The organism is Thalassospira sp. MIT121401 (assembly GCF_047125595.1).
GTDB classification, from domain to species: Bacteria; Pseudomonadota; Alphaproteobacteria; order Rhodospirillales; family Thalassospiraceae; genus Thalassospira; species Thalassospira povalilytica.
Genome location: NZ_CP138926.1, coordinates 647,965 through 661,556, shown reverse-complemented (window position 1 = coordinate 661,556; position 13,592 = coordinate 647,965). Strand labels below are relative to the sequence as shown.

The 13,592-nt window shown below is 56.7% G+C and carries 9 protein-coding genes; 2 read left to right on the top strand and 7 right to left on the bottom strand.

The window, feature by feature from the left end:
• Window positions 1-92: 92 nt before the first annotated feature.
• Window positions 93-1,487 (top strand): C4-dicarboxylate transporter DcuC, encoded by a 1,395-nt coding sequence (gene dcuC / locus SIB88_RS03065; protein ID WP_412559304.1) that lies wholly within the window; start codon window positions 93-95, stop codon window positions 1,485-1,487.
• 44 nt (window positions 1,488-1,531) lie between these two features.
• On the top strand, window positions 1,532-2,908 hold the full coding sequence (locus SIB88_RS03060) for a lyase family protein (RefSeq protein WP_412559303.1): 1,377 nt from the start codon (window positions 1,532-1,534) through the stop codon (window positions 2,906-2,908).
• Here the strand turns inward: SIB88_RS03060 and SIB88_RS03055 are convergent.
• The 7 genes from SIB88_RS03055 to tsaE all read right to left on the bottom strand — a co-directional run bounded on the left by SIB88_RS03055 (window position 2,896) and on the right by tsaE (window position 13,559).
• Window positions 2,896-3,834 carry a LysR family transcriptional regulator gene (locus SIB88_RS03055; protein WP_101246498.1) on the bottom strand — a complete coding sequence of 313 codons (939 nt, stop codon included), beginning with the start codon at window positions 3,832-3,834 and terminating at the stop codon, window positions 2,896-2,898. The genes SIB88_RS03060 and SIB88_RS03055 overlap by 13 nt on opposite strands.
• A 207-nt stretch (window positions 3,835-4,041) precedes the next feature.
• Window positions 4,042-4,362 carry a thioredoxin TrxA gene (gene trxA, locus SIB88_RS03050; protein WP_101246499.1) on the bottom strand — a complete coding sequence of 107 codons (321 nt, stop codon included), beginning with the start codon at window positions 4,360-4,362 and terminating at the stop codon, window positions 4,042-4,044.
• A gap of 177 nt (window positions 4,363-4,539) precedes the next feature.
• The gene (gene addA / locus SIB88_RS03045; protein ID WP_412559302.1) at window positions 4,540-8,004 is read right to left on the bottom strand and encodes a double-strand break repair helicase AddA; all 3,465 of its coding nucleotides are present in this window, start codon (window positions 8,002-8,004) and stop codon (window positions 4,540-4,542) included.
• Window positions 8,001-11,201, bottom strand: a complete 3,201-nt coding sequence (addB, locus tag SIB88_RS03040) for a double-strand break repair protein AddB (protein WP_412559301.1) — start codon at window positions 11,199-11,201, stop codon at window positions 8,001-8,003. Before addB ends, addA begins: the two co-directional genes overlap by 4 nt.
• On the bottom strand, window positions 11,201-11,962 hold the full coding sequence (locus SIB88_RS03035) for a nucleotidyltransferase family protein (RefSeq protein WP_412559300.1): 762 nt from the start codon (window positions 11,960-11,962) through the stop codon (window positions 11,201-11,203). The genes addB and SIB88_RS03035 overlap by 1 nt, the downstream gene beginning before the upstream one ends.
• Window positions 11,959-13,086, bottom strand: a complete 1,128-nt coding sequence (locus SIB88_RS03030) for an aminoglycoside phosphotransferase family protein (protein WP_412559299.1) — start codon at window positions 13,084-13,086, stop codon at window positions 11,959-11,961. The genes SIB88_RS03035 and SIB88_RS03030 overlap by 4 nt, the downstream gene beginning before the upstream one ends.
• A complete protein-coding gene (gene tsaE / locus SIB88_RS03025; RefSeq protein ID WP_412559298.1) occupies window positions 13,083-13,559 on the bottom strand; it encodes a tRNA (adenosine(37)-N6)-threonylcarbamoyltransferase complex ATPase subunit type 1 TsaE in 477 nt (158 codons plus the stop codon). The genes SIB88_RS03030 and tsaE overlap by 4 nt, the downstream gene beginning before the upstream one ends.
• Between the last annotated feature and the right edge of the window lie 33 nt (window positions 13,560-13,592).

The following is a 13,592-nucleotide window of genomic DNA, read 5'->3' as shown; positions in this document are numbered from 1 at the left end:
GCAAAAATGCGATCAACTTATCGCGTTATAGCAATATACACCCGGGCTGCTCCGCCCATAACGTGTGCGCGGAAACGTCTGGGAGGAAACCAATGATCGCATTAATAATTGCAATCGCCGTCACGGTGATTGCAGCAACACTCATAATCAAAAGATATCAGCCGCATACTGTTCTTCTGCTGTCAGGTTTGACGCTGTTTGCGGCAACCGCACTGTTTTTCCCTGAACAAAGTGTCATTTTCCGCAAAACCGATCCGACCGGCTGGACCGGATTTGACATCTTTGAACATATTCACGGCATCATGTCATACCGGCTGGCCGGGCTTGGCCTGATCATTATGGCAGCTGGCGGTTTTGCCAAATATATGGACCATATCGGTGCAACCAACGCCATGGTCGATATCAGCATCAAGCCGCTTTCGCGCATTCACGCACCTTATCTTGTTCTGGCAATCGGCTATGCGGTTGGTCAGGTCCTTAATATCTTTATCCCCAGTGCAGCCGGGCTTGCCATGCTGTTGCTGGTAACGCTGTATCCGACACTTGTGCGCCTTGGCGTCAGCAAGGCCGCGGCAGCGGCAATGATTGGCACCACATCTGTTCTTGATCTTGGTCCGGCTTCGGGCACCGCAAACCTTGCGGCCAATACCGCCAATATCGATGTTGCAATCTTCTTTACCCAATATCAGATCCCGCTTGCGGTATTCATCATTCCGACGATCTGTGTTCTGACCTATTTCAGTGCCAAATATTTCGACAGCCGCGATGGTCACATTGTTGTCGCGGGCCATTCCGCGCCGGTCGGAACAATGGATCCGGAACCGGTGGCACAATCGGCACCGGGCTTCTATGCATTGCTGCCGATTTTGCCACTGACCATGATCCTGATTTTCAGCAAGCTGTTCATCGCCCATATCGAAATCAGTGTGGTAACCGCGATGATCATGGGGGCGCTGCTGGGTCTTTTCTGTGAAATGATCCGCCTGCGCCATGACCTTCGTGAAGTTTTCAAGGGCTTTATGGTCTTCTTCAAGGGCATGGGAACGATGTTCTCGGGCATTATTTCGCTGATCATCTGTGCGGAATTCTTTGCCGGCGGCCTCAAGGCAATTGGTGCCATCGACTTCATGATTGTCACAGCCGAAAGTGCGGGCTTTGGTCTGGTCGGTATGATGTTTGTTGCCTGTATCCTTGTCGCGGTAACAGCCATTCTGACGGGCTCGGGCAATGCGGCATTCTTCTCGTTTGCCAATCTGGCACCGCAACTTACCGCCAGTTCGAGTGCCGGGGCGGTATCGCTTTTGCTGCCGCTGCAATTCACCGCGGGTATTGCGCGGTCATTGTCACCGGTCTCCGGGGTTATCATTGCAGTATCCGAAGTTGCCGGATGTTCGCCAATTGATATCGTGAAACGAACGGCAATCCCGCTGGGTGGCGCGCTGATCGTCCTGTTCACTTACAATGTGCTGTTCCTGTCAGCCTCGTAACTTCTTCCATCTGCCTCTTCGATCCACGGACACGAGTAAACAAAATGACCAAGCTGACCACATTGCCAAATGACACCAAGGACCTGTTTTCCAAGCAGGCAACCTGGCAATCATGGCTAATGGTAGAAGGGGCACTTGCACAGGCACAGGGGGAAACAGGCATGATCCCCCTTGCCGCTTCCACTGAAATTCGGCGCCATATGCGCATTGAGGATTATGACCTTGATGCGCTTGAGGCCGAAATCACCCAAAGCATGTCACCGGTTATGGCAATCGTCCGTGCAATGACCGCACGCTGTGACGGCGATGCCGGTGGATATGTGCATTGGGGTGCAACCACCCAGAACATCATCATTACCGGCAAGATGTTGCAGTTGTGCAAGGCCCATGCCCTGACGCTGGAGCGTCTTGGCCGTTGTTTGACCCTGTTATCGGATATGGCCCGCAAAACGGCTGACTGGCCGACAATTTCGCGCACCAACCGTCGTCAGGCCCTGCCCATCACATTCGGATACAAGGTTGCGGGCTGGATTGATGAATTTCAACGCTGTGTCGAACGACTGATCGAAGTCGAAAAGCGGACCTTTGTTCTGACATTTGGCGGAGCAAGCGGGGCCATGCACAGCTATGGCCCGGACGGGTTTGCACTGTCTGCGAAACTGGCCGACATTCTGGGACTGGAAGTATCTGCGGTGCATTCGCGTGCCACCAATGACGGGCTTGGCGAATATGTGGCGGTGTTGGGTTTGCTGGCCGTTGCCTGCGAACGCATGGGTAACGAGCTTTACACCCTTATGGCCAATGAATTTGGCGAAGTTTTTGAAAGACAAAGCGAAAATGTGGTTGGCAGCAGCACGATGCCCCACAAGACCAATCCGAAATATGTCGTCGCCTTGCTTGCCGAAAGTGCACATTTGCGCAACATGGTCGCCCCGGCACTTGAAGCATGCCGCCCCAGCCACGAAGGCGATGCGGCATTCAATTTCCGGCTTTATGACCTGCTTGATGCGGCCGGCATATCGGCGTACGGCGTTGTCACCCGTCTTGAGGCGCTTTTGACACATCTTGAATGCGACAAAGCTGCCATGTATCGCAATTTGATGATCGATCCGGCACCATTGATGTCGGAAAAAATCATGCTGGAACTGGCAAAATCAACCGGACGTCAGAACGCACATGACATCGTCCATCATGCGATTGTTGTCTCGGAACGTGATGCCATCAGTTTTGCCGACGCCCTGTGGCAGGAAAAGGAAGTTTCCAGCCATTTCAAGGACAAGACCGCGCTTGCCGACCTGCTTGATCCTGCGACCTACACCGGATGCAGTGCCGAAATTGCATCACAACTTGCAAATGCAGGTGCAGAAAGCGCCGAAATGGTCGCCAAGCATGCCAGAAAACTGTCTGGTCAGGACATCTGAACCGGGCGCACAGCCTGACCATAGACCGGATCATCTTCGCATCGGCGGGTCACATACTGTCTTAACAATTCCACGAAATGCATCGCCAACCGGTTACGGCCGGCTGGCGGCATGACGCAGGCATAAGGCAACCAGAATTCCGGTGCGATCGGGCGCAGAACGGTCTTGGTTGAATCACTGAATGCGCTGTTGATCATATCCATCACGCCAAGCCCATAGCCGCTTTCGACGAATTTCGGCACCAGAAGGCTTGATCCGATTTCAAGGCTGATATTGGGAAGCTTTCCGATGCTTTCAAACACACGATCAAGGCGCTGTCGCCAGATCTGATTGGCGCGCAAGGATACAAACGGTTCATCGGCAAAGGCTTCTGCCGGAACAATATCAAGTGCCGCCAGCGGATGGGAAATCGGCAATAAAACCTGTGTGCGGGCCTCAAGAATCGGTTCGATTCCGAGTTCGACCACGTTGTTTTTTACCGGCAACGACAACAATCCAAGGTTGTAGCGCCGCGACCCGACCTGGCTTTCGACGTCAGAACGGGTTCCGATATCGATCTTGCATTTCAAACCGGGATTTTCGTCACGCAGGATATCTATGACCGGTGGCAAAAGTGATGCCCCGATCGGCCCGACCGTAATGATCCGCAGGGTTTCATCAATTTCGGCACGAATGTCGCGGGCAATTTTCGGAATTTCCTCTACCCCGTTAAGGATATGCTCGGCTTCCTGAAAAAAGCGTTCGCCTTCTGCTGTCAGGACAAGGCGCTGGTTGATCCGCTCAAACAGCTTGATCTTGAGTTCCGCCTCAAGGGTCGCAATCATCCGGCTTGCCGAAGACTGGCTAAGATTTGCGCTTGCCGCTGCTCCCGACAGGGTCCCTTGCAAGACCGTCAAACGAAATAGGCGTAGCGCTTTGAGGTTCATGGGAAGTCCGCAACAGTTCCGGGGTGAATGGCCCTTACTTTTAGACCGGATACCCCAAATCCCGAAAGACAAAAGCACGATATCCGACCGTTCCCGGGGTCACGGGGCTGCGCGCGAAACAGCATTGATCTTTGTCTTACAAATCATCATGCCATGAAAAAAGGCGGGCCAGATTGGCCCGCCTCTTTGAATTCTTTGACCCGAAGATCAGATCGACTGGTTGATCCAGTCAACAAGTGCGCTTTTCGGAAGGGCGCCAACTTTCATTGCCGCAACTTCGCCGCCCTTGAAGATCATCAGGGTCGGGATGCCACGAACACCGTATTTCGCCGGGGTGTTCGGGTTTTCGTCGATATTTACCTTGGCGATCTTGAGCTTGCCGCCCAGTTCACCGGCAATTTCATCGAGGTAAGGCGCAATCTGCTTACACGGACCGCACCACTCAGCCCAGAAATCGACCAGAACCGGGTCGTTGGAACCCAGAACGTCGGAATCGAACGAACCGTCGGAGACTTTAATCGTGGTCATACTTTCAGATCCTAGTTGTTACGAGGCAAAGGGTTTCCCCGTTAACCTCGATCCGCTGTATGAGGCCAAGGTAGGCAGCACTGACGCAAACGTCAAGCGCATTGGGCGACTAGCGGCCATGTCACCCACGCCAAACCCCGTGTTTTGCAGAGTCGGCCAAGGCCCTTTTTATCCCGATCAGCCAAATGTCAGAATATGGTCGGGAAGCTCCACCATCCATGGTCCGTTGGTCCACAAAATGAAACAACGCACCTTTTTGCCCGGATACATTTGCGCAAGGGCCGCCCGGTAAATCGACATCTGTCGACGGTATGCCTTTGGCGTGCCTTCAACATCACGTGGCGGCGGGCGGTTGGTTTTGTAATCAACGATCATGACATCGTCATCGCGCACGACCAGACGGTCAATCTGGGCCGAAACCACTTCACCGCCAACAATACCGACCAAGGGCACCTCGGCCCGTGATCCCGGCGCAAAGACCGGGGCAAAATCGGGATTGTTGAAAATGGCGATGGTTTCATCGGCAATTTCGGCCTGCTGATCCGGTTCAAGCGCGTGAACAGGCTGTGCCAGGAAGCGTTCCGCCGCCCCGCGACGCATATCTGCGGGCAGATCAGGCAACAGTTCCAGAAGCTTGTGGATCAAAATGCCGCGTTTGAAGCTTTGCCCCTGATCCCCGCCCAAGGGCGATTGTACGGCCGGTTCTTCTTCGAGCGGCCGACTGGGCGCCAGTGGTTTGGGCGGGAAGGATTCTTGTGGTGCGACCGCCCGAATAAGGCTGCGCGCGGCAGTTTGTCGGGTTGCCGTACCGGTTTCAACCCGGTCGGGTTTGGGTTCTTCGGACTGATCGGTTTCCCAAATCCATCCTTCGCCCGACCAGCCGGAACCGGAATAGACACCAAGATCAATCTGGGCCGGTTTGGCGTAGCCTTCCATCGCCTGTTGGCACAGATTGTACCAGCAATGTTCAGGCGCCTTGCGCCGCCCCTGCCAGCCGCAAATGTAAAGCCGGTCCTCGGCACGGGTCAGGGCAACATACAGCAGGCGGTTATATTCCTGATCGCGCTTAACGGCGATGGCATCGCGCAGACGCGACACCACATCGGTTTCCAGTGCCACGCGCGGCAACCAGAACATCAGGTTTTTGTCTTCTTGCCAAAACAGGTTGGGGGCTTGGGTCGGTACCTGCATGGTATCGGGCAAAAACACAATCGGTGCCTGAAGGCCCTTGGCCCCGTGCACCGTCATGATGCGAACTTCATCGCGGCCGCTTTGTTCGAGGTCACGCTTGATTTCGGCATCCCCGGCCATCAACCAGTGCAGGAAACCCTGCAAGGTCGGGGCGTGATCGGCCTCATAACCCATGGCAAGGTTCAGGAATTCGTCAATCGGATCATTGGCCTCGATCCCGAGACGCCCGACCAGACGGGCCCGCACACCGCGCGCATCGTCACCGCGCCCGCCCAGCAATTCGGCATAAAGTTCAAACGGGCGTTCGTAATCAACCCGGCCCAGCCATTTGAACAAAAACGCATAGGCACGGGCAAAGATCGATCCGTCATCCTCCGCCCCGGCCTTTTCACGCAAGGCATGCCAAAGCGTTCTTGGGCGGTTATGGGCAATTTCAAACAGCTGATCATCGTTCAAGCCAATCAACGGACTTTTAAGCACCTCGGCCAGTGTCAGGTCATCTTCGGGCATCAACAGGAACCGCCCAAATGCCACAAGGTCCATCACTGCAAGCTGATCAGTGATCTGCATACGGTCAACACCGGCGACCGGAACATTGCGTTCTTTCAGTGCCTTGACGACCTCGTCAACGAACGCGGTACGACGGCGCACAAGGATCATGAAATCACCGGCGCGCACCGGACGGCCGCGGGATGTCAGGATTTCCTTTGCATCGATTGCATGGCGAATGCGCCCGGCAATGACGCGGGCCAACCTGATTTCCGGGTCTTCAAGGCGCACAATCCGGGTCGGTGGCGTCCACGGGTCTTCGGGGGCACGTTCCTGTGGCTCGACCGCAGGCCAAAGTTCAATGCGGCCTGCCTGCCCGACGCGAAACGGGCTATGGGCGACATCCGCACCATCATCCCCGACCCCTTGCTTGGCCACCGGTCCGGCAAAGACACGATCCACCGTGCCCAACACCGCATCGGTAGAGCGGAAGGAAATGTTCATCGGCACTTCGCGCCACTCGGCAGCAATTTCATTTGCCCGTTCGCGGAAATAACGGCGCATTTCGGCGAATTTTTCCGGATCGGCACGCTGGAAGCTGTAAATCGATTGTTTCGCATCCCCGACGGCAAAGATCGTGCGTGGCTTATCGGCATGCCGACCGGCATCGATAAAGAACTCCTCGGCCAGGATGCGCACCACTTCCCACTGTTCGGGGTTGGTATCCTGCGCCTCGTCAATCAGGACGTGGTCAAGGCCTTCGTCGAGTTTGAACAACACCCACCCGGCAATCCCGGCCTGACGTTGCAAAAGCTGCAAGCTGGTCAGGATCAGGTCATCGTAATCAAGCCGCGCATGCAGCGCCTTTTTGGTGGCATAGCGATCAAGCATCGCATTACCGATGGTAATTAGCGCCGATGTCGCCCCGGCCATGGAAGCCGCCTTGCGCTGACGGTCAATTTCGATCAGACGCGCACATTCCTGTTCAAGGGCATCGGCCCCCATCGGATGGTTTTCCGCCGCCCCCTTGGTGATCAGTTTGGCGCGCGGTTCACCCGCGGTCGTAAAGAACACGCTGCGATAATCATTAAACACCGCCAAGCGGTCTTCGACCGTGGTCTTTTCCAAAAATTGCGCCAGTGCCGGCACACGGGCCTTATCGGTTTTGGTTCCGGCTTCAAGGGCGGCAAGACCGCGCATCAATCCGTCACGGTCAAAGGCATCATCGGATAGCGCCTTGGCAAGAATGGCTTCCTCGTTAACGCCGACCGGCACGCCAAGCGCCTTATAGACCGCATCGCGCATGCGATTGGCCCCACCCAGGTTGGCCAGCATCCGTTTAAGACGGCCACGTTCGCGGGCCAGTTCGCCCATGACTTCGCCAAATGCGCCCTCGCGGACCTGGCCGGTGACAACCGAAAGTGCCTTGGCCAAATCTTCGTCGCGCCCTGTGCGGGCAAAGGCCAGAACTTCTTCCTGCACATCAGCCATGGTTTCAGCCGCCGTTCGGTCATCCATGATTTCGAAATGCGGGGCAAGGCCTGCTTCAAGCGGGAAACGACGCAGCAGTGACTGACAGAATGCGTGGATGGTCTGGATTTTCATCCCGCCCGGCGCATCAAGAACACGGGCAAAGAGCTGACGCGCACGGATCGTTTCATCGGCACTGGGCGCAGATCCGGCCAGATTGGCCAAATCATCATGCAATGCGCGATCTTCCATCGTTGCCCAGCGGCCGAGCCGTTCATTGACACGGTTGGCCATCTCGGCGGCTGCCGCCTTGGTAAAGGTCAGACACAAAATGCGATGGGGTTCGGTGCCCGACAGCATCAACCGCAATACCCGGTCAGACAGCACCTTGGTCTTGCCTGCACCCGCCGATGCCGACACCCAGACCGATGCATTGGGATCGGACGCATTACGTTGCAGGACATTGGGATCCGTACCGCGCATTTCGGTCATGACTTTTCCCCTTTGCCCGCATCAGGATTTGCAGTGATGTTAGCGCTAACATCGCCATTTTCCGCACCGTCCGCTTGGGCGTCGATATCCTCACTGCCCATCCATTCGCGCAGGCGCGACAGATGTACATAATCGGAATATTTCGGTGCGTGATCCGGGTGCGGGACACTCAGATACGGCGTGTCGGGATCGGCGAAGGCCGCGGCCAGACCATTCACACCATCCACGGCCTCGTGTGCCAGGGCGGCAGGCGTGGTTTTCATGCGGGCGGTATTAATCTCGACAATTTCACCGGCCGGATCACCGCCCGATAGCTTCCAGAATGCCATGCTGGCCGGTGGTCCGGCGGGCACATCGCCAAAGCCGCCCTTTTCGGCAATCGCGGCTTCAAGCGGCAATTGTGGCGCAAAGCCGTTGGCAACGTCCCCCTGACTGGGCGGAGCACCGGTTTTATAATCAATGATCGCAATGCCACCATCGCGAAGCTGATCAATACGATCGGCCCGGGCATAGACCTGAAAACCGCTGTTGGTATCAAGGGTTCCGGCCTGTTCGGTATAGGACCGGCGCACCGCATCACGCCTTGTGGCTTCGGTCTGGATGAACCATTTGGCAATGCGTTCAAAACGCGGCCACCAGAATGCCCAAAGCCCCGGTCGCGCTGCCAGCGGCCGGAAGACTTCGCGCCCGATAATCAGCAATTCCTGTTCGCCGTCGGGTGGCAAATGATCGGGATGGCGGGCAATGAATTGATCAAGGGCATCATGGATCAGATTGCCGTAATCCGCCGCGCCGGGATCTTCATCAACCCCGTCAAGTTTGCGCAAACCCAGAATATGGCGGGCATAGATCGCATAAGGATCACGCATCCATGTTTCGATCTGGGTTACCGACAACCGTTGCGGACGGGCCGATACCGGTGGTTTGGGGGCCGGACGCCCGATCCTGATCCGCATGTCGTCGGTCGGCTCGTCAAGGGTTTCGGCCAAGGCGCGCCAGTCGGCCGCATCGGGTTTTTCCATCGAAACACCCGATTTCCGCAGAATGTTTTCAATCCGTAACAACCACCGCGACGGCACTGTCGGCGTGCCTTCGATACGCAGTGCGCGGGTCATCACCACATCTGGCGAACAAAACAATTGCTGGAAATCATGGGCCGATTGCCCGACCCGATGTTCGGGGGCCGGAAGACCGAAATTGCGGCGCATCGGGCGGCTCATCCACGGGTCGGCCCCGGCTTCTGGCGGCCAGACGCCTTCGTTCAGGCCCCCCAGAATGGTCAGATCGGCCTGCTGCATCTGGGCTTCGACCGTGCCCCAAATAAACAAACGCGGATGTTTGCCATAGCGCGGGCGCACCGCACGATCAGCCATCAATGCATCGAGAAACGCGCCATAACGATTGCCCGGCATTGGCACAAACTCGCCCAGGGCATTCAGCAATTCATGCACGAAATCGGCCAATGCCTCGCCCGCCTCGCCGCGCCACAGGCGATCTGCACCCGATTGGGTGTCGCTTGCGGCCAATGCCTCGGCTGCGGTGATGTGACAACGCAGGGCATGAACCGGCGAAAGGGCCTTTTCCGCATTCAGATCCGACAGACTTTCAAGACAGGCCGCGCAACGCGCGACCAGATCAGACAGCCGATCATGATCATCGCGCATCCGTTCAATCCGGGCCGGGGCACTGTCCGATCCGCTTGCCGTCAGGCGTTCGATCGCCTCGTCACGCCAACCCTCAAGGGCGGTTTGCAAACCATCCAGTCCGGGGCCCGGACGCGCCCCGCGCAAGACTTCCTTTTCCAGAAGGCGGGTCAGAACACGGAATGTTTCCGGCGACAAACCGGCAGCCGACAAGGGATGTTTGAGAAGCTCAAGCAACGGAACCGGTGCGAATTCTTCCTGAACCGCACGCACGACAAGGCGCAGGTAAATGGCCGGTGCCGTGTCATGAAGCGGAATGCCCGCCGAATCATCAATTTCAACTTCCCACCGGCGAAGCTCGGTTGCGACACGGCGTGCCAAGCCACGATCGGGGGTCACCAGCGCACAGGTCTTGCCGGGATGTTCAAGGGCCTCGCGCATCATCAATGCGATTGTGGTTGCCTCTTCCCGGGCACCCGAACAGTCAACACGCAACACCCCATCAAGCACATCGGGCGCAAAGCCCGTGATATGACGCCAGTGATGGGTGGTTTTGGCCGGACGCAGGGCTTCGCGGACCAGACGACGGCGTTCGATGGTGGCATCTGACTCCTCGCCTAGTGCGGGCCAGGGCAGCACACTGTCGGCATGACGTCCGATATGGCGCAATGTCTTGCCCAGCAAATGCTGGGGATGGGTGGCGTCCTCATTGATCGCGGCCCAGTCTTCGTGATTGAGCCCCTTCATCAGACCAGGCAGAACCACGCGCCCCTTGGGCATCCCAAGAACTGCACGCATCAGATCACGCAATGCCGGAAACGGTCCGGTCGACCCGACGATCAAAACCGGGTTTTGTGGCGGATTGGCATCCCAAAGATCAATCTGCGCCTTGATCAGGGCATTACGGCGCATCGCCCGGTCACTGACATCCTGGGAGGCCAGAATACCCGGCCAGTGCAGGGTCAGGATTTGCAGGAATTCAAGCGTCAGTTGCCAATGCTCGGCAAATTCTTCGGGCACCAAGCCTTCAAGATCATCAAAGGCGCAGTTTTCGGTCTGCACCTGATCCAGAAAACGGGCCAGTTCCCCGGCAAGACGGGCGGCCTGATCGGCGGTTGGTTTTTCACCGCGATGATCGGGCCGGTTCATGATCAATCGGGTCAGAAGCAGTTTTCGTTGCAGGTCCGGAATGGCTGGCGGAAGATCAAGGGCTGCCTGCTCGCCACCGGCACCATAGATCGCCAGTTCGTCTTCATCGGCCTCGCCCAGTGGCCGGATGGTCGGAAGCAGGGTGACCGCGCCATTCGATTGGCGCAGAAAAGCATCGCGCATCACCTTGGCCGACCGGCGATTGGGCACCATCAAAACATAATCGGGCAAGGCGACTGGCTGATCAGCGGTTTCTGCGATCAGTTGCCTGGCAATCAGATCGGCAAAAGCTTCGCCCGGCGGGATAAAGAACAGGTTTTGCGCAAGTGCGTCTTCACCGCCAAACGGGTCAGCGCCATTGTCGGGATTTTCGGGTGCGTCCATGTAATCAAACAGGTCCGCCATTACTTGCCCCCGGCTGTGGCTTGTTTGTCGCGTTCGATTTCAAGCGCCCTGGCAATGACCGGTTCGGAGGCCGAAAGGGCTTCGGGGGTTCCGATATGAAAATGCCCGCCATCATGGACAAGCCCGTAACACCGCCCTTCTGCCAGCGCCTTGTCATAAATGACATTCAGGGAAAAGGCCCCGTCCGGGGTGTTTTCAAACAGGCGCGGTGACAGGACCTGAACCCCGGTAAAGAAGTAAGGCGCGCTTGGCGCATCGCCGCGACGTTTCAACCGCCCATCAACCTGCCAGAAGAAATCACCGCCACCATCATAGCCATATCCATCCGCCACCGGATAGATCGCCAAAAGTGCATCCATATGGTCGGGATCAAAGGCACTGATCAGGCGATCAAACAAGGCTTCCCGTCCCTCGGTCCAGAAGACATCGGCATTGGCAATCAGGATCGCCTCACGGTCCAGCAACGGCAGGGCCTTTTTCACCCCGCCCCCGGTTTCCAGAAGGTCAACCTCCGGCGAGGTCACGACCATCGGTACCGCCCGTGTTGCAACATGATCGACAATCATCTGGCCAAGGTAGTGGCAATTGACCACCGCCCGATCGAACCCGGCCGCTGCCAGCTTATCAAGCACATGATCAAGCATCGGCTTGCCTGCCACCGGCACCAGCGGTTTGGGCATGGTATCGGTAATCGGGCGCATCCGTTTGCCAAGACCGGCGGCCAGTACCATTGCCTGTGCGCGATGATTGTTGCTGGTCATGGATGCGCCTTTCGGGTCGGGGTAATGGCCGAATTTGTCGCAAGATCGGGTGCCTTGCGTGCCGGTTCGGGGATATGGGTTTGGACCCAGTCTGCAAGGGCTGGCAAATGGTCCCCCGCCCCGCGCAGGATCAGATCCCAACAGCGCGGGATATAGTCAAAATATCGTGTTTTCCCGGCCTTGACGGCAAGCCAGCCAAACCGGCCAAGAATACGGAAATTGCGAACCATCGATGTCGCCACATATGACGTTTCGAAATCGGAATGATCAACATTCGGGAAGGCCGCCAGATAAAACTGCTTCATCCGGTTTTCAAGATCAGGGCCGATATCATGGCGCACATCGCGCAAAAGCGACGCAAGGTCATAGGGTCGCGTGGCAATCGCGGCATCCTGAAAATCAATGATGCCGCAATCATCGCCGCCATCGCCGTTTTCGACCAGCATCAGATTATCGACATGATAATCACGATGAATAATCACTTCACCCGCCTGCCAGCACATAGGCAATACGTCATCCAGTAGCCGGTCAAATGCGGCAATTGCGTCGGCACGCCTGGCTTCATCATCAATGATCAGTGGCAGATAGTCATTCTTGAAACTGGCCAGCATCTTGCGGAAGTTATCCGGGCCATACTGCACAAGGCCACTGTCTTGCATGCCACCAGCATCGCAGAAGCGATGCAGAATGATCAGTTGTTCGACCGCGCGAAGATAAAGCCCGTCCTTGCCTGTCCCATCCATCATCGCCCCGGCCTGAAGCGCACGGGTAAAGGTGATATCGCCAAAATCCTCGATCAGGACAAGACCGCGTTTTTCATCGGACGCCTGGATGTGCGGCACCCGCCAGCCGGCACGTTCAAACAGCGGCGTCGTATGAAGAACCGGGGCAACCGATGCCTGGCGTTCGGGATCATCGTAAATGCCATGCGGATCGACATGGATCGCACTGGGCGGGAAATCCATCAAAAGGGCTGTGTCATGACGGCGTTCAAGCCGGAAATATTTGCGCGCCGATGCATCATCGACCAGCGGGGAAACCTGTGCATTTTGCCAGCCACACGACACCAGAAAATCCTGGCGTTCGAAATTGCGGCGTTCCTGATCGGGGGTCGCGCGGCTCATACCCCGTCCCCTGCCAGCTGATCAATGCGTGTCACCCAGTCATCCCCGCTTGGTTCAAGGATGAACACCCGCCCATCGGGGGTTGATCCGGGTTCGATATGAATATCAAGACGGTTTTCCGGGGTCAGATATTCCAGCCGGTCGGGCCATTCAATCAGACTGACGGCATCGGCAAAGGCGTCCTCGATATCGAGTTCGTGGATTTCTTCGGGGTCAGACAGGCGATAGAGATCAAAGTGCCAGACCGGCAGACGATCAAGTTCGTAAATCTGAACCAGCGTGAAGGTCGGGCTTGGGACTTCTTCATGCGGATTATCGGCAACAGCCCGAATGAAGGCGCGGCAAAACGCACTTTTGCCCATGCCCAATGTACCATGCATCAAAATCACATCACCCGGCTTGGCGATGGTGGCAAGGCGCGCGGCAAGGGCTTCGGTCCCGGTTTGATCACTGACAGTGACTGTCTTGCTCATGATATCCGTTCATTGAATGGGATCTGTTTGTTC

What these genes read in the sequence shown, in the direction of transcription:
- dcuC (WP_412559304.1), top strand. Translation starts at nt 93, where the DNA reads ATGATCGCATTAATAATTGCAATCGCCGTCACGGTGATTGCAGCAACA.
- SIB88_RS03060 (WP_412559303.1), top strand. Translation starts at nt 1,532, where the DNA reads ATGACCAAGCTGACCACATTGCCAAATGACACCAAGGACCTGTTTTCC.
- SIB88_RS03055 (WP_101246498.1), bottom strand. Translation starts at nt 3,834, where the DNA reads ATGAACCTCAAAGCGCTACGCCTATTTCGTTTGACGGTCTTGCAAGGG.
- trxA (WP_101246499.1), bottom strand. Translation starts at nt 4,362, where the DNA reads ATGACCACGATTAAAGTCTCCGACGGTTCGTTCGATTCCGACGTTCTG.
- addA (WP_412559302.1), bottom strand. Translation starts at nt 8,004, where the DNA reads ATGACCGAAATGCGCGGTACGGATCCCAATGTCCTGCAACGTAATGCG.
- addB (WP_412559301.1), bottom strand. Translation starts at nt 11,201, where the DNA reads ATGGCGGACCTGTTTGATTACATGGACGCACCCGAAAATCCCGACAAT.
- SIB88_RS03035 (WP_412559300.1), bottom strand. Translation starts at nt 11,962, where the DNA reads ATGACCAGCAACAATCATCGCGCACAGGCAATGGTACTGGCCGCCGGT.
- SIB88_RS03030 (WP_412559299.1), bottom strand. Translation starts at nt 13,086, where the DNA reads ATGAGCCGCGCGACCCCCGATCAGGAACGCCGCAATTTCGAACGCCAG.
- tsaE (WP_412559298.1), bottom strand. Translation starts at nt 13,559, where the DNA reads ATGAGCAAGACAGTCACTGTCAGTGATCAAACCGGGACCGAAGCCCTT.